The sequence below is a fragment of the Candidatus Woesearchaeota archaeon genome (assembly GCA_016187565.1).
Taxonomy (GTDB): Archaea; Nanobdellota; Nanobdellia; order Woesearchaeales; family JACPJR01; genus JACPJR01.
In genome coordinates this window covers 1-20,100 of sequence record JACPJR010000015.1, presented here as the reverse complement: position 1 = coordinate 20,100, position 20,100 = coordinate 1, and the positions used below count along the sequence as shown (strand labels likewise).

Below are 20,100 nucleotides of genomic sequence, written 5' to 3'. Positions count from 1 at the left end.
AGCCCTCTGAAGAGATTTTTGCAGCCTCAATGCACGATAATATCGCGGTAGAGAACACGCTTCACTAAATCTTCAGTGACAACAGCTACTCGCAGGGTGTATGTCCCTCTTCGTTGTGACGGTGGAACCGTAAATACAAAACGCTCGGTGATAGAGTCCCCGTCATCGACATCTTCTTGTATTCGTGACTGCCATTCACCCCATTCAGGCATAACGGCTTCGATTTTGATGGAATCTTCATCACGAAGGCCGTCATTTTTTACCGTAACCAGGACAACAACCTCACTTCCGGGCTTTGTAACCTCTGGCAAGATGCGAACTTCACTGATATGTAACTTTCGTTGCGGATATTTATCACGATCGCTTACCGTATCCCCTGCATTGACAACAACCTTGGTTGTCGCAATCCCTTGCTCGTCCTCATCATCCCAAACCCTGAGTGTTATGGTATACGTTCCTTCTTCTTTATAGACGTGGCTTGGGGTAGCGCTTCCCGAATGGGAACTACTGTCACCCCAGTTCCAATCATAGCGGGTAATGTTACCACCATCAGGATCATAACTCTTACTTCCATCAACAACAAGAGTTGCTCCCGCCGTGGCGACATAAGGCCCACCGGGAATTGCAATAGGATCAAAGGTTGGGTTTGGTTCTCCAATAGTAAGGAAGATTTCCTCACTAGCAGCATCGCCATCAAGGTCTCGTAACATGAGCGTAAAGGAATCCACACCAACTGCCCGTGGAGTAATGGTTAACACCTTTTGCTCATTAATATGTACGGATGCAATGGTTTCATTAACACCTTCCACGTCCCAACTCAAGTCATTCCCACTATCCTCAAGGTCAAACTCATGCTGTGTGAGATCTATGGTGACAGCCTCTTCAAGATCAGTGGTTATTGGTCCAACCGGCGGTGTAATCAACGGAGGATTATTTCTGATAAACAGTGGCGTTTGTTCTTGACCACCACTCTGGTTAAGGTCATTAAAGGTAAAGGCAAAGACATTACTATCACCAATGAAATCGTGCGTCAGGGGAATGAGTAAGGTGTAGTAATACCAGGTGTCATTCAAGGTTTGATAGACAGATAGATCAGCTCTTCCGCCCCCGTCATTGCTTACTAAGGTAGAGCTACTAACGGCATCACTGACATACTGTTCTTCGACAAGGTCATAGATCCGGAATTTCGTATAGAGATTTTGTCCTCTAAAAAAGTCATCATCATACTGGGTAAAGGCAGTATCATTATACGTAGCAAGATTCTGGATATCGTATCGTTCTGCAAAGACCCGATAGGTAAAGTCAGGTTCTGTATCCTTATCTGGTAGATATCCTACTTTTGATGCCTCTGCATAAACCGTATAGTTTCCCTCTTCAGTTACCGGATAAAGTACTGCACATGCGCCACTAATATTGTTCGTTTGACAAGAGTCAATAAAAGTCCCATCATTATAAAAGAGGCTAACCTGTGCATTGCCCGTAGGAACTCCCTCTGCTTCAACAAAGACGCTACAGCTCTGATTATGGTTAACAACCACCCGTTCAAAGCACGAAAGTTCGGTGATATTCAATTGGCCGGGTTCTTTATCCGAGACAACAACATCCTGACGTTCAATGTCAGACAATGCTCCGTCTGAAACCGTAAGCGCAACCGGATAAATACCAGCAGTTCTAAACGTATAGGTAGCAACCACGGTGTTGGCATCCTCAATACCATCATTGGTAAAGTCCCAACTGTAGGTTAAGGTATCATTGTCAGGATCGCTACTTAAGGATCCATTAAAGGTCACCAGATCATCAACAAATGGCTGTGCTGGATCGTACATAAAGGAAGCAACCGGAGGTAGGTTTCCACTGACACCACTCATGGTTAACGATCGAACCTCACTCTTTCCCGTGTTTACATTAAAAGACCCATCAGTACAGTTAACATACCAGGTATGTGTTCCTGGAGTTAATGCAACATCAGCAAAGGTTAAGGCTGTCTGCTCAGGTGGGTTTACGGTTGTTCGTGTCACACTATTGTCAACGACAAGAGAACAGGAACTGATGTTACTGATCTCATCAAAGACACTGTACGTAAAATCCACGGATGTATTAGTAAGTTCGGCATTGTTTTCAGGAGCAATTAACGTGATAAGAGGTGCTTGGAAATCATTATCAATGGTAATCCAGTATTCCTTGTACGGCTCACTCCAGAGCTCTCCATCAAATGCCCATGCACGTAACTTAACGCGTTCGTCTTTCGTAGGAATATCTTCAGTGCTATTCCACTCACAATTCCATGGCTCAACTGTATCAACACAGATTTCATTGTGATAACTACCATTAAAATAGATGTCTAATTTTACCTGCTCGACATGATCCCACAGATCGGGGTCATAAGCTTCAATGCTGAAATTGATAAAGCCACTGTCAGGATCAGTATAATTTGCAATATCAGTAACAACAGGGGCATGGTTTTCTAAGGAATGGTTAACATGAAGCGTTCTTGTTTCACTGTAGCCAACATTACGACGAAGGGAATCGTCAGTACAGGAAACATTCCATTTGTAGGTTCCATCAGCTAAGTATCCCTTGACAAAGGTCTGTGGAAGGTTTTCAGTAATGCTTGTGTCAGTTTGGTCAAGCACGCCATTCAAGTAAAGATTACATGAGGCAATACCTGAATCAAGATCGGTGACATTGTAGACAAATCTGACATTCACTCCCTCAACCATCTTATTATTTGGAGGCGCAAGTAACTGAACAACAGGAGCATTATGATCTCCTAAGCTGTGGTTAACGTACAAGTTCCATACCTCGCTCTTGCCCTCATTAGGATTAGGTGCAGTATCAGTACAATTGACCCACCATTGATGAGTTCCATCAACAAGATCAACATCTGAAAAGGTCAATGGCGTACTTTCTTGAGGATTGCGGTGCGTGCCTTTACTGGTACCATCAACATACAAAGTACAACTGGAAAGAGCATTTATTGTATCTTCTGCTTCATACGTAAAGTCAACGTCTACGCCTGAAACCCGTGCATTGTTTTGAGGAGTAATCAAGGTAATAACTGGTGCTTCACGGTCATTATCAACCGTAAAAGGTCCCTCTGTTCTGTAATTTCCCCAGAGTTCTCCGTCGTAGGCTCGAGCTCGTACCTCGACTTCAGCCTTTGTCGGTACCTCTTGGGTACTGTCCCATGCACAGTTCCATGGTTCTCGCGTATCAACACACTTCGTTACCCAATCTCCCTGACCGATCTTCATCATGGAAAACCCATCATCGACCTTCACCTGGAATTCGACCTGTTCAACACGATCGCCAAGATCTGGATCTGCTGCTTGAGCAGTGAAGTTAATCAACCCGCTATCAGGATCAGTATAACCACCGATGTCTGTAACTACCGGAGGTAGGTTTCCCAAGGAATGATCGACATGGAGCGTCCACGTAGTACTATATCCAACATTCCTATTAAGAGAATCGTCAGTACAGGAAACATTCCATTTGTACGTTCCGTCAGCTAAGTATCTCTTGACAAAGGTTTGGGGAATGGCTTCTCTGATGCTGCTGTCAGTTTGATCAAGCACGCCATTCAAGTAAAGATTACATGAGGCAATACCTGAATCAAGATCGGTGACATTATACATAAACTGAACATCAACACCCTCAACTATTTCATTATTCGGAGGCGAAAGTAATTGAACAACAGGAGGGCTTCTATCGCTTAAACTGTGGTTAACGTACAAGTTCCATACCTGACTCTTACCTTCATTAGGATTAGGTGCAGTATCAGTACAATTGACCCACCACTGATGTGTTCCATCGACGAGATCAACATCTGAAAAGGTCAATGGCGTACTTTCTTGAGGATTGCTATGCCTGCCTTTACTACTACCATCAACATATAAAGTACAACTCGAAAGAGCATTTATTGTATCCTCTGCTTTATAGGTAAAGTCAACGTCTACGCCTGAAACCCGCGCATTGTTTTGAGGAGTGATTAAGGTAATAACTGGTGCTTCACGGTCATTATCAACCGTAAAAGGTCCCTCTGTTCTGTAATTTCCCCAGAGTTCTCCGTCGTAGGCTCGAGCTCGTACTTCGACTTCAGTCTTTGTCGGTACCTCTTGGGTACTGTCCCATGCACAGTTCCATGGTTCTCGAGTATCAACACACTTCGTTACCCAATCTCCCTGACCGATCTTCATCATGGAAAGCCCTTCATCGACCTTCACCTGGAACTCGACCTGTTCAACACGATCGCCAAGATCTGGATCTGCTGCTTGAGCAGTGAAGTTAATCAACCCGCTATCAGGATTAGTATAACCACCAATGTCAGTAACTACCGGAGGTTGATTAGTAATAACCTGTTCCTCTGTGGTGAAGTACCAGAGATCTCCAGCAGTTTCAGCAGAGTTACTGTCACGAGCAACAATCTTCCAATAGTATTGCGTTTCATACAACATTGTTCCAGGATCATAACTCTTGCTTGGATGATTGCTTCGTACCTTTGGTGGATAAGGAGTTGTACCAAAGTAAATGTCATACGTTATAGTATCTCCATCAATGTCACCACTTTGCCAACTCAAATCATGATTAATAATGACATTTGTTTCACCAACAAAGGGATCAGGATTACTTGGTTTAAGAGGAGGATCATTCACTGGACGAACAGTCACGAGAATTTCGTCACTCACTTCAGAGTATTCATCATAAGCAACAAAGACAACCTTTTCGTTGCCATTCCAATTGGCATCTGCCCAGAAATCTACTTTATTCTGTGCATCAATCAGGAGATGGACATAGATGGTATCTTCAGCATAGTAGTGTAATGTGCTATCAGTATCTCTGAAATAGTCATCTAAGTCAAACACGTCATTAACCCGTTCATCTTCGTTAAAGGTTACGTCAGGTAATGATCTGGTTTTTACCGGAGGATCATTTACTGGACGAACCGTTACTTTCATAGTATCTGAGACACTGTACTGGCCATCACTTGCTCTAAAGGTAATGTCCTCTGAGCCAGACCAATCTGCATCCGCCGAGAAGCTTACGTTATTATCTGCATCAATTAAAACATGGACATGATTGGTATTTTCAACTGAGTAAGAGAGAACAGCACTATCTATATCATCAAAATGATTGTCAAGATCAAATTGATCATTAACCTGTTGATCTTCATTAAAGCTGACATCGGTGATCGGTTGCGTGAGGAAAGGAGGATCATTGACTGGGAGAACCGTTACTCTTATAGTATCTGAGACACTTAACTCACCGTCACTTGCCGTAAAGGTAACATCCTCTGATCCAGACCAGTTGGGGTCTGCCCAGAAGTCTACTTTATTTCCTCCGTCAATAGAAACTTTGACATGAGTGTTCCCCCTAGCGCTGTAGCTTAAAGGATCTTCATCAGAAAAGTAATCATCAAGATCAAATTCGTCAGTAAGGCGTTCATCTTCATTAAAGCTGACATCAGGTAATGACCTGTCCAGTTCAGGAGGCTCGTTAGGAAGTCGGTTATCATTAACCGTTAAATACAATTTTTTGGTACTTTTAGCACCGTCATCTCCCCAGATTTCAACAATAAAGTCTTCTTCTTCATCTTGATAGGTATCATCAGTTATCGTAACAAAGTCTGATTTACAACTGCCTACATAATTCTGCTCAGGTACCAGTATTTCTTTTAACACATCATCTTCATAGAGGAACCTGACACGATATTCAAATTGGCCTTTGACACTACAGACATTGTAATAAAAACGAGCATCTTCTCCAAAATCAACATCTAATGATTGGGGTTTTCCTGCTACATCCCAATATCCTGTTGTGGTAATTGCCTCAGCACTCATTGCTAAGGAAAGGATGATCATACAAAAAAGCATTACACGACTGCCAAAAGTGAATAGCGTATGGAGAGAATGCGTACCCTGAGCCATAGTGGAAACCCCCTGTTTGTTTTTTGCCATTGTTTTATTTCTTTGTTTATTTTTTGTAGTACTTTGTGAGCAGTAAGTTATACTCTCCGTCATTGAGAGAGAGCTTCGTAGAGAGGTTTATCGTCCTGGACTTCCTGAGGATACTTCTACGTTTCGTTTGCCCCCTACAAGATTGTCAATATTGACCACAAGACTTCCTCCTACATAAATGCCGCTCGTACCTTGTACCGTATATTTATCATGATTTACATTGACGTCAGGAATGCGGCTATAGCCAGCATTCAAACCAACCATTACTCTATCAGGGAACAACTGAAGCGCAATATCTGCTCCAGCCCGCCATCCAAAACGGCTACTATGAACATCAACTGTTGGCTCATATTCAACATCAGTAAATGATCCGTCAGGAGTGCTATGCTCCCACCATGGATCAACAATTCCATCAATATTTTGATGAAGCAATGAGCCTTCGAGTCCAATCAAGCCTTTATTACCCAGGCCAACCCTTACTCCTGCTTCTCTCGTTGAGAGATCAACATTTCCTTTTTGGCGGTAATCACTTATCATTTCAGGAGTGTCAAGCATTCGTACCGTTTGTTCTTCGCGATTGGATCCATTTCCCACGCCCAAGAATCCAAGGACATAAAGCGTTGTTCTGCTGGTGTCTGGGTGAGCAGCGCTTGGATTTTCAACGTTCATGCGTTCCCAGGCAAGTCCACCCTGAATCCCATAGGTTGTTGGATTACTACGTCCATAACCTCCAACAAGGAAATCACGATCAGTAGGCAAAATATAGCGATCAACGGTAAGGGTGTCTGTGTTAGTAACCGTAACCGTATCTGGTTGAACAGGTTCAGGTTCTCTTCGCATATGCGCAGGATTCATAAGAACAGTGTGTGCTGGTCTATCTCCCTTTGCTTCAGGCTGTACGAGAAGATGATAGACTGGCGTTCCTTCGTCGGAATTAAAGGGAAGCTTTTCTCCATCCGAACCTACACGGTAACGAAGAATATGGAATGCTCGATTTGGATGATTTCCTGCAACATAATCCCAGTTAGGTTCACCGAATGACTTTGGATCAGCAGTAAGAACATCGACGAGCCTTCCTCCTTCAACAAGATCATTAATACTTTTGTAAGTAGCTGGATTTGTAACCGTACCACTACCAGTCATTGGATCTTCTGGGTTATAAAAAGAGTTGAGAAATACTGTTGAGGTATCACCAGCAGAGGGTTCAAAGGCAAGCGCAAGGTTACCCATAACTTCAGGATGTCCACGCTCAAAGGCAAGATTTGCACGGAGAAACTCTTCGAGAGTTTTAAAATTCCTTACACCATAGGTGTTAAATGCACTTGCATAGGTTGTCGAAATTCCTGCTTTTTCCGTAGGTGTTCCAGGAGTCTGGACAAGAGCATAGCGATTGAAAACAGGATCATCGGTAGTATTTCCATTGCCATTCATATCAAAAACAACGTTTGGAGAATGAAGTTCAAGACGGTTACCACCACTGTAGTAAGAAACTGGCTCGGGTTTTTTTGCTTCTTCTGCGCTTGATGGCAGCACACTTCCTGCTAAGGATGCGAGTGCAGCAGCTCCTGCGGTGAGCCATGTTGCTCGTCTTCCTGCCCTTGCCTGCAAAGGAGAATATCCGTTATTATTTACGAGGGAAGTCAAAGAACTGCTTTCTTCATTCATATGGGTCACCTACATCAGTATTTATTAAGCTTTATTGAGTCGATATAACCATCATAATTACTAGCTACAGACCAACTATCTACCATACATTCCCCCAAAGAGTACCATTGCGGAGTAGCAACTCCTATATAAAGGTTTTGGTTTATGTCAAAACCTTTATATAAACCTCGAAGATTCTGAAACATGAACAAGAAAAGTAAGGGAAAATAAAAATCCCAATCACCGCAAGCGGTGGGGTATTTTTAATGTTTGCTGGGAACGGCAGACATTAAACAAGGACGTCGCCCCAAGGGGCAGGGTATTAACCCAGCAAACAAATGAAAACGAAACATATCTTGGAAATCAAACCCTAACCGTAGCGAAAGTGAGGGGAGATGTTATTTGACATGATAAATCTTATGCAGACTCAGGAAAAATGGCAGAATCGCTGGCGTGAGGCAAAAATCTTTGAACCACTGGTAAACCATGCCCAGCCAAAATTCTTTTTCACAACGCCCTATCCGTATATTTCAGGAAGTCTCCACATTGGTCATGGACGGGCAGTTACGGAAAGTGATATCTATGTGAGGTATCAGCGGATGAAGGGTCTGAATGTTCTTTATCCCCTTGCCTTTCACATCACCGGAACTCCTGTTCTTGGTATTTCTGCTGCCATTGCAAAGGGTGACCAAAAAAAGATCGAACTCTATAAATCATACGTGAAAAGATATGTTTCTGACGAAGAAGAAGTCAATGAAGTGGTGGAATCCTTCAAAGACCCGTGGAACATTGTCAAATTCTTCATTCCAAAGATGATGGACGAGTACAATAGTCTTGGCTTGAGCGTTGATTGGACACGAAGGTTTACGACCGGAGATGCTGATTACCAGCAGTTCATTACCTGGCAGTTCAATAAGTATAAAGACAATGATTACCTTATCAGGGGATCCTATCCGGTACTCTACTGCCCGCACGATGAAAATGCGGTAGGCGAGGATGATATTCAGGATGCTGATACCAATCCTGTAGCAAAACAGGACTTCCTCTGGGTAAAGTTTCGCCTCAAAAATTCTGACCTTGTCTTAATGGCAGGAACAACACGACCTGATGCCCTGTATGGGCAGACTCACTTATGGATTGATCCTGATGCTACGTACGTTATCGTTCAGGTCAATAAGGAAAAATGGGTTGTTGGTCATGCAGCGGTTAAAAAAATCGAACAACAATATGTAAAGCCAAATATTATCGGCGAGGTAAAAGCAACAGAGCTCATGGGAAAATGGGCACGAGGACCGTTAGTTGATTATGATCTTTACATTGTCCCGGCACAATTCATCGACGAGAATGTAGGATCAGGGATAGTCTATTCTGCACTCGAAGATCCTGTTGACCTTTTTGAACTTGCAAAAATCCATGACAACATGGATCTCATCCGAAAGTATCATCTCGATGAAGAGGTTGTTGGCAAGCTCAAGCCAATATCGATAATACAGATTCCCGGTATGAGCGAAAACCTCGGGGCTGAGATTGGAAAGGAAATGGGCGTCATTTCTTATAATGACAAGGAAAAGATAAAACTGGCAAAGGATGAACTGAACAAGCGGGTATTTCGAAAAGGAATTATGAAAGCCAATTGTGGTTCCTGTTTCGGAATGCGGATTCCTGAAGCACAAGTCTACCTTAAAAAAAAGCTCACCGAAAGTAATGATGCGGTTATGTTCTATGAAGTTTCGAGAGAAGCCTACTGTAGATGCGGTGAAAAGGTCATTGTTTCTGTGCTGCACGATCAATGGTTCCTTGACTTCAATGCCAAAGGCTGGAAAGAGAAGGCACAATCGTGCTTGGATGAAATGGAACTCCTCCCTGAGTCTGCACGAAAGCTCTTTGAAGATACCTTTGCCTGGCTGGACAAGAGACCAGCTGCACGACGGAGAGGCATTGGAACGCCATTACCTTTTGCCAAAGACTGGATCATTGAATCACTTTCAGATTCAACAATCTATATGTCCTTTTACACCATCAAAAATATTATTGCAAAGCATGGTGTCAAACCTGAGCAAATGAGTTTAAGCTTTTTTGATTATGTTTATCTCAACGAAGGCGATATCAAGGCAGTGAGTAAGGAGACAAAGATAAGTACGAAAGTGCTCCAGGAACTACGGGAAAGTTTTGAGTACTGGTATCCCAATGATCATCGACATACCTATCTTGCTCACCTCTCGAATCATCTCTCTTTTTTTATCTTTGCCCATGCAGGATTATTCCCAAAAAAAAACTGGCCAAAGAAGATTTCCCTTCACGGATTTATCATCAGCGAAGGTCAGAAGATGAGTAAATCAAAGGGGAATGTGATTAGTTTATTAGAGGTCAATGAGAAGTATGGCGCAGATGCCTTCAGAGCCTATATTGCAACCGCAGCAAATTTAGAAGGGACGTTTGATTTTAAGAGTGATGATGCCAACACCGTTAAGAAAACATTGATCAATCTTTCCTTACTCCTCGAGGAATCCATCCTCCAACAACAAGATGGAACAGTTTCCTCACCCTTTGCAAAGGCATTTCTCTCGCAGTTTGAATCCCTTCTTTATCAAGCATCACGAGAACTGGAGCAGATGAAACTCCGCGATTATGCAACCATTGTTATCTATCACCTTCCGAACCTCTACAAAAAAATGCAAAAACGGGTATCAGAGAAAGAACTCAAGGTTGTCAACAAACACGTCACTAAAAAATGGATCATTTCCCTCATGCCACTCGTGCCCCATCTTGCCGAAGAATTGTGGGAATTAGCAGGAAATAGCAAGCATGATGACTTTGTATCCCTCCAACCATGGCCTTCATTTAGTCAGAACCTGGTTGATACAGAATCTGAAGCCATTGCTGAAACAATAGAAGCATTGATTGCGGATATTCGCCATATCCAAAAACTTTCTACCATTGAACAACCAAAAGAGATTACGCTGGTTATTGCTGAAGAATGGAAATATGCTTTCATCAAGGAACTCAAGAAACAGATGGAAAGTACCTTTAATCCTGGTGAAATTATCAAACGATTGATGCAGCAGCCCGGACTTAAGCTCCACGGGAAAAATATCGCAATGCTCGTGCCAAAACTTCTCAAAGACACAAGCAAAATTCCTAAAGTAGTGTTGAACAGAAAAGAAGAGATACAGGGACTTCAGCAAGCGCTTCCTGAGCTTACCAAAGAGTTTTCCTGTAAGATTACTTTAGTAAAAGAAGAAGAGAGTACGAATCCCAAGGCAAAGCAAGCCATGCCAGGTAAGGTTGCGGTTATTCTTATGTAGTATTTTTGGGGAGATAAAACAAGAATAGATCACCGAAAGATTTAAATGTAAGGAAATTCTTACTAATCATGAGGTCAGCAAAATGATGAAAACAATAAAGGTATCAGAAAAAGGACAAATTGCCATTCCACAATCAATAAGAGAGACGCTAGGAATTGAACGAGGAGATGAGTTGATCATTATACAACTGAATAATAAAATCGTTATTGAAAAGGCAGAACGAACAGAGCAAAGATTACAAGAAGATTTTAAGGACATTTTAAAGTTTAGCGAGAAATCCTTAAAAGAAGTTTGGGCCAATAAAAGTGATGATATTTGGAATGAGTACTTGAAGAGGTAAAAATGGAAGTAAAACAGAAAGAGATTGTTTTATTACCTTATCCTTTCTCAGATTTAACAGGAAAAAAAGTAAGACCCGCTGTTATTGTTTCAAATGACGCGTTTAATAAGAAGTCTGCTGATTGCATTATGGTACCGTTAACAACCGTCATAAAAGACGAACCTTACTCCATAGAGATAGATCAACAAGATTTGAGTTCAGGAAGACTTCTGAAGCCAAGCAGAATAAGAGTAGATAAGATTTTCGCTGTTGAAAAAAATTTAATCACTATGAAAATTGGAGTTCTTAATCTGATAACATTTGAAAAAATTAAACAAGAGATCATAAGAATACTTTGAGATAAGCCAATACCAATCTTGTCTTTACTCTACATTGACTAATATCTCTGCGAGATTCATAATAGTAATATCCCCTATAGGTATCACTGGTTGATAAGCAATTGAAAATCCGCATGCGTTGAATAAACATTCGTCAGATTGGCCATCGCCAACAGCAACACACTCTTCACGCTGTACATTCATTCTCCGCATGAGTTCTTTTGCTGCCTCTGCCTTACAGATAATCTTATCACAGCACATGGCATTATGCTTTGTTGTTGCAAGTACTTCTCCGGTATATTTCCCATTTGGATCAGCAACTAAGATTGGGCAGATAATATTCTGTTTGGGAACACCAATTCGCTGAGCAATAACATCGACAATGGGCGAGAATGCAAGAGAAACAATACCTACGTTATACTGTCGTCTTTTCAATTGCTGAATGACTTTTCGAAGATTCTTAGCCAAGGTTAATTGTTCCGCAACTACTCTAAGATCTTTCCTTTGTTTGCCGACAAGGAATTGCGCCAGTAACAGAGAAAGCTGAAAATCCTTAATACGATGCATACGACGGAGCTTCCGAAGTTTTTCGAGTTGCTTCTCAAATTGAAAGTGCTGAGCGAGTAATTCAATACTTGATTCCTGAATGAGTGTTTTATCAAAATCAAAAATAATTAATTTGTGCTTATTGGCAATGATTCCTAATTCTGAAAGAATGGTTTTAATGACCTGTTCTGACATAATCGTTAAGTTTTCAATAGGTTGTTTTTTGTGAATTAATTCGCCGATATCAACTTCAGCAATCCTTACTCCTTTTTTGACCATCTGCAATAGAATTTGAATATCAACTCCCCATTGATCGTTTATTTGAATATTCCGAATTAATTGTTTTCGAATAGCGAACTGTCCACTGAGCGGCTGGTGGAAGGTAAGAAACGGAAGGATCACTTTGAAGAGTGGCTTGACAACCAGTTCAGTAACCCTTCCTCTGGCTCGTATAAATGATGCCTTCACAAAATCAGCATTGTTCTCTCGAATAGGGCGGACAATCGACGCAATTTTATGTGGTGAAATATTGTACAGATCAGCGTCTAAAAAGAGGATAATATCTCCTTTCGCATATTCTAATCCTGTTTTAATTGCAGCCCCCTTTCCTCGATTGACGCTATGGCGTACTATTGTTATACCAGGAAGTGAAGCCTCTTTGATAGTACGATCATGTGACCCATCGTCAACAACAATAATCTCGTCAATAGTACTTACCTTTTTGACATTCTCCAAAACCTTTCTTATCGTGACCTCTTCATTGTACGCAGGAATGATACAACTAACCATCTGTTTTCTGAGCATTTCTTTCTTGTGCATAGTACCACCCCTATCCGACAAAAATATCTAAGAAGATTATTAATGATAGGTAATTTTTGGTAATATATAATTGTTGTGAAATTGTAGCGTAAAACGATTTCACCATCTAATCAACTGAATTGAAGTAATCTTTTTATAGTCAATGTAATTTTGGTATCCAATGCACACACAGGAATTAATCAAATGTATTGCAAGCCTTCATCCTTTAGAAAGGAAAGTCCTTCCTCATCTTTCTCGCTATGAAAATTTCCTTAATCTGATCAATAAGACTGGACTACAAGAAGTCGAGGTTATGAGAGCCCTGCAATGGCTTCAGAATAAAGAGATTATTGAAACATCAGAGACAAAGAAAGAGGTCGTAAAGCTCCAGAGAAATGGCGCACTTTATCGTGAACAGGGGTTGCCTGAGCGCAGGTTTCTGCAGGCAGTAACACCACAATGGAAATCGATGAGTGACGTGCTGAGAGAAGCTGGGGTCAAAGAACAGGAGAAAGATATCTGCCTCGGCATTTTACGGAAAAAATCGGCCATTGAGCTCAAACGAGAGGGAAAGGATCTTTTTGTCAAGCTCTTGGAACCAGGACTACGATTCTTGGAATCAAAAAGTTTAGAAGAGCAATTTTTGAGTGCATCTTTTCCCAGAGCACTTGATGACTTAAAGCCAGAGGAACGCTTTGCATTAGATGAACTCAGAAAAAGAAAAGAAATCGTAAGCGTCGAAGAAGAAAAAGAAAAATCCATAACATTAACAACCCTTGGTAAAGCCATCCTTACTCATGGCCTTGGCTCAAGTGATAGCATGGAACGAGTAACACCTCAGATTTTACGTGAAGGATCATGGAGAAAAAAAGAATTTCGGAGATATGATCTGAAAGCTAAGGTTGCTCATATACCCTTTGGACGTCGTCATCTTGTTCCTGAGGCAAGCGCCTATGTCAAAAGAATTTGGTTGGATATGGGATTTGTTGAGATGGAGGGTCCTCTGGTCCAGACCTCATTTTGGAATTTTGATGCCTTATTCACCGCCCAAGACCATCCAGTTCGAGAATTACAGGACACCTATTTTATTCAAGATCCAAGTCATGGAAAGCTTCCTGAAGAGTCCCCAACACGAACACCAACAACAGGACAACCTGTTCATGCACGTCCGCAGCTAACGCTCCATGTTCAAAAGACGCATGAAGATGGATGGAAAACAGGAAGTACCGGATGGCAGTATACCTGGAACAAGGAAGAAGCAAAAAAAAATGTATTGAGAACACACACAACCTGCTTAAGTGTCCGGACTATTGCCCAGCTCAAAGAGGCAGAGCTACCAGCAAAATTTTTTGCTGTTGGCAGAGTATTCCGAAATGAAACACTTGATGCAACCCATCTCTTTGAATTTACTCAAGTAGAGGGAATTGTGGTTGATCCTGACGCCAATTTCAGGAATCTCATCGGCTACCTGAAAGAATTTTTCAAAAAAATGGGATTTACTGATGCACGGATACGGCCTGCATACTTTCCTTATACCGAACCATCTGCCGAGGTTGATGTGTATGATCCAAGTAAAAAAAAATGGATCGAGCTTGGCGGTGCTGGGATTTTTAGACCAGAGGTAGTAACACCGCTTTTGGGAAAATTTGTTCCTGTGCTTGCCTGGGGACTTGGGCTTGAGCGTATCCTTGTTGATTACTATAAAATTACTGACTTGCGAGAGATCTATAAGAATGACCTCAAGCAATTGCGTGAACTAAGAGCATGGACGAAATAAACGCTCGGTAAGAACATAGAAAATAACTTAAATAGTGCACTAAAATAACTAAAAAAATAACTCAACAATGCCAACCGTAACCCTCAACAGAAAATACCTCGAAAAACTCATCGGAAAGAAACTTTCTGAGGATGAGCTCAAAGACCGTATCAGTATGCTCGGTACAGATCTTGAAGAAGTAAACGATACTGAAGTTATTGTTGAGGTTTTTCCCAATCGTCCGGATTTACTGTCTGAACAGGGATTTGGCCGTGCACTTGCTGCATTTGTTGGAACAAAACCTGGATTAAAGGAATATACTGTCGAAAAATCAGGCTTTTCAACAACCAATACAACTCCACTTCCCTATTGGCCTTATGTTGTCACTGCTATGGTGAAAGGACTTTCCTTTGATGATGAAAAAATAAGGCAGGTAATTCAACTTCAGGAAAAGCTTGGGGTAACGTTGCTGAGAAGAAGGAAAAAAGGTGGTTTAGGATTATACCCCCTTGACAAGATTACCCTGCCCATAACCTTTACCTCAGAAGTCCCCGAGAAAATACGCTACCGACCACTTGAATATCCACGGGTTATTTCGGGAAGAGAAATTCTTGAGAAGCACCCAACAGGAAGAGAATATGCCCACTTATGTCGTGACTGGCCGAAATTTCCTCTCTTTATTGACGCTTCAGGAGTCATCATGTCCATGCCACCCATCATCAATTCCCATGATGTAGGAAAAATAACTGAACAGACCAACGATGTCTTTATTGAAGCAACAGGGACTGATCTGAAGACACTGAAGGTAGCGTTGAACATCTTAGTAACTGCATTGGCAGATATGGGTGGAAAAATTTATGCCATGCAGATCAATCAGGGAACAGAGAAATTTCACACTCCGGAGTTATCAGCTCGAAAAGTCAGCGTCGAGGTTGCCGAGGTTAATAAGTTTCTTGGTATTTCCTTAAAAGAAAACGACATCAAAACACTCCTCGCCCGTATGGGATTTGGCTATGATACTCATGGTCATGTTCTTGTTCCTGCTTATCGTGATGATATCCTCCATCATATGGATCTGGTCGAAGATATTGCTATTGCCTATGGCTATGAGAATCTCAACGAGGAAATTCCTAAAGTTGCAACTATTGGAAAAGAAGCGCATAGTGAGCGATGTACCAGTATGATTGCGAACCTTCTCATAGGATTTGGTTGTATTGAAATAAAAACCTACCATATAACCAGTGAAGAACAGCAATGCAAAAAGATGAATATGGCAATGGATGTTGTTCCGCTAGCAAATGCAACAACAGAAGAGTATAATGTGTTGAGATCGTGGTTGCTGCCGAATAGTCTCCACGTGCTCAACCAAAACCTTCATAATGATTACCCACAAAAGATTTTTGATATAGGTACGGTGTTCCTTAAGGACAAGCATACCGAGACGGGGATAAAAGAAGTAACGCGATTATGTATGACGACCTGTCATGCCAAAGCAGATTTCACTGAAATCAAACAGATCTTGAATGCACTGATGCACACCCTTGATCTCACGTATGAAATTGAACCAGAAGATCATCCAAGTTTCATTCCAGGACGTGTTGGACGTGTTAAGGTCATGAAAGAAAAACAGAGTAAAAAAATAGCATATATCGGAGAGATCCATCCGCTTGTTCTTGAAAACTGGAGCATTCCTGTACCTGTTGCCAGTGTTGAGATAAACCTCACTGAGCTTTATACATTGCTCTACGAAAAAGAGGACTGAATTTGAGAGCTCAGAAAATTAATGGTTCTCTTTGAAGCGAAAACGTGCCTTAAAATGGCGTAGCGGAAGATCTTTACCATAGGTAACAACAACACCTGGAATCTTGTCTCTTGCCTGATATAAACAATGAACAGATTCAGCAACAGCTTGAAGGTCTTGATGTTCATACCGCAAGCGAGGAACAGCAAAGCGGACAAAGTTTACTTCAGGAATGGTCTCTTTTCCTGCGACAGGGTCATAAACACCAAACGCAAAATGGCCGAGCTCACAGGCACGATGGCCATACGCAGCTAACAAAAGAGCAGTAAATCCTATTCCTCTAAATTCATCTGGCTGTGGAGAGGTACCTACAAAGAATCTGTTCATATCAAGGTAGACTGCATGACCACCAAAAGGAGTGAGGACAGGAATGCCCTGCTGGAGCATCATAGTTCCAAGCTCATGTACCTGTTGAATACGGTACGTCAAGTACTCTTCATGTAAGACTATTTGTAAGCCAGTGGCCAAGGCCATAATATCCCTGCCCGACATACCCCCATAGGTTGGATGCCCTTCTTTCGTTATCTGTTCATTCATCAGAGCGTCAGGAAGTTGAGGATATTTTTTGACGAATAATCCATCCGATCGCAAAAATAAGCCTCCGCCCATGTTAACCAATCCATCTTTTTTGAAACTGATCGTGAATCCATCAACACAGGAAAACATCTCACGAACAATGGCAGCAATGGACGTTTCGTGATATCCCTCTTCATACCGCTGGATAAACCACGCATTCTCTGCAAAACGACAGGCATCGAGGAAGAAAGGGATAGCTGCAGCATGGGCAATGCTTGCAATTTCATGGATGTTCTGCATAGAAACAGGCTGCCCACCACCAGTGTTATTCGTAACCGTGATATAAATCAGCGGAACCTCATCACGCTTTTCTTGCAACAGGGCACGTAAACGTTCACTATCCATATTCCCCTTAAAATGGTCGTCTGCATTGCCATCTTTTAAGGTTTGGGAAAAAAAATCAAGTGCCGTAAGCTGATTTATCTCTATATTTGCGCGTGTGGTATCAAAATGACCATTACTCGGAATGATGAACGACTTACCAAGTTTCCTCCCAAGCGCCGCTAGTTGCGAGAATAAGGCGGATTCTGCAGACCTTGCCTGATGGAAGAGGAAGGCATTTGGCTTTCCTTCTTGGGGTAAGGAAAAAAATACATCGCCGAAAACCTTCTGTATCTGTTCCCTCAGCACAAAATACCCTTTATTTGATCCATATGCTTCATCTCCGAGATGGAGGGATGCCCACTGTTCATTGGTCATGGTTGTTGTACCAGAATCAGAAAGGAGATCACAACCAGTAATCATCTCTGCTGGAAAATAAAAGACATTCAGGCCAACAGCATCCAGCATTGCTGCTCGCTCTTGGGCTGTAAAGGGTTTTTTGAATGCAACTGAATGATTGACATAAGGCCTTGATTTTGTTATCAATACTTCTGGCGTAAACTGGTGAAGAAGAGAGGAAAGATGCATGAATAAGGAAGTTTTTTACTACTTAAAAAACTTTCTTTCTTGCAAAAGCTTTCAGTAATGGTAAAGTACACGTAAATCAAACTTTGCTATACCATGGACAGTCATGGTGTCCTTTGCCAGCAGCATGAAAGTAAAACATAGGAATCTGTGCTGCCTCTGCGATTGGACACTGGATTACTGGATCACTCAGAGAAAAAAATAGACTCTTGTGTTCTTCAGCAATTCGTTGCAAGAAATAGATCTCAACCTCTACGTAAATCCGTGCTATTTCCTCAGCAGTAAAGTCGTTTTGGTTTGTCTGAAGCAAACGTGAATGACGTTGCGCAGCTCTTTTCAGACGCCGGAGTGCTTCTTGGTTTGCTATAACCCTGCTGGCCTGTATCCTTGCACACCTATGTGTGTAGCAATCTATGTCTCTATTCCCATACCAATCGCTGAGTTTTACCATGTCCAACCCTTGTTGATGAACTAATGGTACGAGCTGAGTATAATACTCTTCAGTTTCTGCATAACTACTCCCATTCACCAAAACATGATGCATATCACCGAAGAGCAAAGAAAAGGTTGCAGGAGAATAGCGCACGACTTCTGCTTTGATCTGGCTAATGAATTCAAGACTCTGCATCTCATAATGATCCCCATACACACCTTCCTTAGAACCTCCCCAAAGTCCTAAAAACCTGATAGGGTGATGCTCAAGAATGGCCTCTCGTATCCTTGCTTCTATCTGCAAAGAATGAGTTGGTTCGTTTCGTGAAAATCTTGTTGCTCGTAAGGTAGTGGAGATAGTTGTTGCAAGCCGTAATGCATGGACATAGTCCTCGAGCGTTGTCATGATGCAGAGGTATTCTACCTTATTGATAAGCTTATGTTGTATAAAGATACACAAATAAACACACATTTATATACCGCAGGACTGTATCTACAACGTATATCTTAGTAGACTGAGGAGAGAATGGACACTGACCAATTAATCGTATTAGGACTCACCAAACGGGAAGCACAGGCATACCTCGCACTCCTTAAGTTAGAAGAAGCAAAGGCAGGAGAGATCGCTGAACAGACAAAAGAAGACCGGACAAATGTTTATGATTCGCTAAAAAGCCTCATAAAAAAAGGATTAGTCAATTATGTTATCAAAAACAATAAAACCGTCTATCGAGTAGCACCACCTGAAAAATTAAAGGACCTGATCGATGAAAAAGAAAAAATCCTCGAAGAAACCTTACCGTACCTCAATGGGATCTATAAATCCTATAAACCAAAGCCGGTTATTGAAGTCTACGAAGGAAAAGAAGGAATTAAGACTGTTTTCAGCGATATCCTGAAAGAGAAAAAAGATTTTGTGGGGTTTGGAGCAACTGATCGAGCGTATCAATTATTACCTGAATTTACCCGGCGATATCTGCAAGCACGAAAACGGTTAAGGATCTCTGCTCGGCAGTTTTATCCTGAAGGAGAAAAAATATTACCTTCGCCATATTCCACATTTAAGGCAATTCCCCGACAATACGCAGGTCCTGCTACGACGCTGATCTATGGTGATAAAGTCGCTCTTTTTATGTGGTTTATTGACCCTCCAGTTGTTGTTCTCATCAAAAACATGGATGCTGCACAAGCCTATAAAAACCAGTTCGAATTGATGTGGAAAATACTCTAAACCGAAATGTTGGAGGAAAGATACGAGAGAGAGAAAGAGGTAAGCACACCTCAGACTGGACAACAGAAGACCACGCTAGTTGTTCCTGACTGATTCTTCATTCCGCTTCCCCTTAAGCACCAGTCCAAGTGGTGAGGGCTGCTCCCGTCAAGGTCTGACCCGGTTCCCAAAAGAACCAATCCTAAGGGACAGAATTTCATCGGCACAATCAAGACTAGTATAGCTTGCTATAGCCTCATCTAAGGCTTCGACCCCATCGTAGAGCCCGTTGATGGTAACAGTGCAGGGCTAGCGCACCGGTCTAGCTTACCCCACTTAAGGAAAGTTTCTCTTCTTTTAAATGTTTCCGATTTTTAGTTAGCGACATAAGTAACGCATGAAGTTTTGCATAAAATTGTGTTCTTGCCAGAAGTTTTCTAATGCTTCTTGCATGTCGTCGATTGTTGGGAAGTATTGTGATTTTATGACGTTGTTTTTTGTGACTTTCCAACAGG

Annotated in this window: 11 protein-coding genes and 1 other RNA gene; 6 read left to right on the top strand and 6 right to left on the bottom strand. The window is 41.8% G+C overall.

The annotated features are described in order from the left end of the window. Nucleotides 1–26 precede the first annotated feature (26 nt). Entirely contained in the window at nucleotides 27–5,954 is a 5,928-nt protein-coding gene (locus tag HYW21_05020) for a PKD domain-containing protein (GenBank protein ID MBI2548685.1), read from the bottom strand. An 87-nt stretch (nucleotides 5,955–6,041) separates the two neighbouring features. Beyond that, entirely contained in the window at nucleotides 6,042–7,619 is a 1,578-nt protein-coding gene (locus tag HYW21_05015; protein ID MBI2548684.1) for a hypothetical protein, read from the bottom strand. 386 nt (nucleotides 7,620–8,005) lie between these two features. On the opposite strand from HYW21_05015, the gene leuS reads away from it, so the two are divergent. The 3 genes from leuS (at nucleotide 8,006) to HYW21_05000 (ending at nucleotide 11,581) form a co-directional block, all read left to right on the top strand. After that, nucleotides 8,006–10,903, top strand: coding sequence for a leucine--tRNA ligase (gene leuS, locus HYW21_05010; GenBank protein ID MBI2548683.1), 2,898 nt, complete (start codon nucleotides 8,006–8,008; stop codon nucleotides 10,901–10,903). Nucleotides 10,904–10,985: 82 nt separating this feature from the next. Next, nucleotides 10,986–11,243 carry an AbrB/MazE/SpoVT family DNA-binding domain-containing protein gene (locus HYW21_05005; protein ID MBI2548682.1) on the top strand — a complete coding sequence of 86 codons (258 nt, stop codon included), beginning with the start codon at nucleotides 10,986–10,988 and terminating at the stop codon, nucleotides 11,241–11,243. A 2-nt stretch (nucleotides 11,244–11,245) separates the two neighbouring features. Continuing rightward, nucleotides 11,246–11,581, top strand: coding sequence for a type II toxin-antitoxin system PemK/MazF family toxin (locus tag HYW21_05000; GenBank protein MBI2548681.1), 336 nt, complete (start codon nucleotides 11,246–11,248; stop codon nucleotides 11,579–11,581). A 24-nt stretch (nucleotides 11,582–11,605) separates the two neighbouring features. Here HYW21_05000 and HYW21_04995 read toward each other — a convergent pair whose 3' ends face one another. Continuing rightward, on the bottom strand, nucleotides 11,606–12,925 hold the full coding sequence (locus HYW21_04995; GenBank protein MBI2548680.1) for an HAD-IB family phosphatase: 1,320 nt from the start codon (nucleotides 12,923–12,925) through the stop codon (nucleotides 11,606–11,608). A 160-nt stretch (nucleotides 12,926–13,085) separates the two neighbouring features. Here HYW21_04995 and HYW21_04990 point away from each other — a divergent pair, with 160 nt between their 5' ends. Both HYW21_04990 and HYW21_04985 read left to right on the top strand, forming a co-directional pair. Beyond that, the gene (locus HYW21_04990; protein MBI2548679.1) at nucleotides 13,086–14,681 is read left to right on the top strand and encodes a phenylalanine--tRNA ligase subunit alpha; all 1,596 of its coding nucleotides are present in this window, start codon (nucleotides 13,086–13,088) and stop codon (nucleotides 14,679–14,681) included. Nucleotides 14,682–14,748: 67 nt separating this feature from the next. Further along, on the top strand, nucleotides 14,749–16,422 hold the full coding sequence (locus tag HYW21_04985) for a phenylalanine--tRNA ligase subunit beta (GenBank protein ID MBI2548678.1): 1,674 nt from the start codon (nucleotides 14,749–14,751) through the stop codon (nucleotides 16,420–16,422). An 18-nt stretch (nucleotides 16,423–16,440) separates the two neighbouring features. On the opposite strand, the gene HYW21_04980 is transcribed toward HYW21_04985, so the two are convergent. Both HYW21_04980 and HYW21_04975 read right to left on the bottom strand, forming a co-directional pair. Continuing rightward, nucleotides 16,441–17,946: a tryptophanase gene (locus tag HYW21_04980; GenBank protein ID MBI2548677.1), complete on the bottom strand. Its 1,506-nt coding sequence runs from the start codon at nucleotides 17,944–17,946 to the stop codon at nucleotides 16,441–16,443. A 76-nt stretch (nucleotides 17,947–18,022) separates the two neighbouring features. Beyond that, complete coding sequence (locus HYW21_04975; GenBank protein MBI2548676.1) at nucleotides 18,023–18,781, bottom strand: hypothetical protein; 759 nt, start codon at nucleotides 18,779–18,781, stop codon at nucleotides 18,023–18,025. 120 nt (nucleotides 18,782–18,901) lie between these two features. On the opposite strand from HYW21_04975, the gene HYW21_04970 reads away from it, so the two are divergent. Continuing rightward, nucleotides 18,902–19,606, top strand: a complete 705-nt coding sequence (locus HYW21_04970; protein MBI2548675.1) for a helix-turn-helix domain-containing protein — start codon at nucleotides 18,902–18,904, stop codon at nucleotides 19,604–19,606. 37 nt (nucleotides 19,607–19,643) lie between these two features. Here HYW21_04970 and ffs read toward each other — a convergent pair. Further along, nucleotides 19,644–19,918, bottom strand: an RNA gene (ffs, locus tag HYW21_04965) — signal recognition particle sRNA. Between the last annotated feature and the right edge of the window lie 182 nt (nucleotides 19,919–20,100).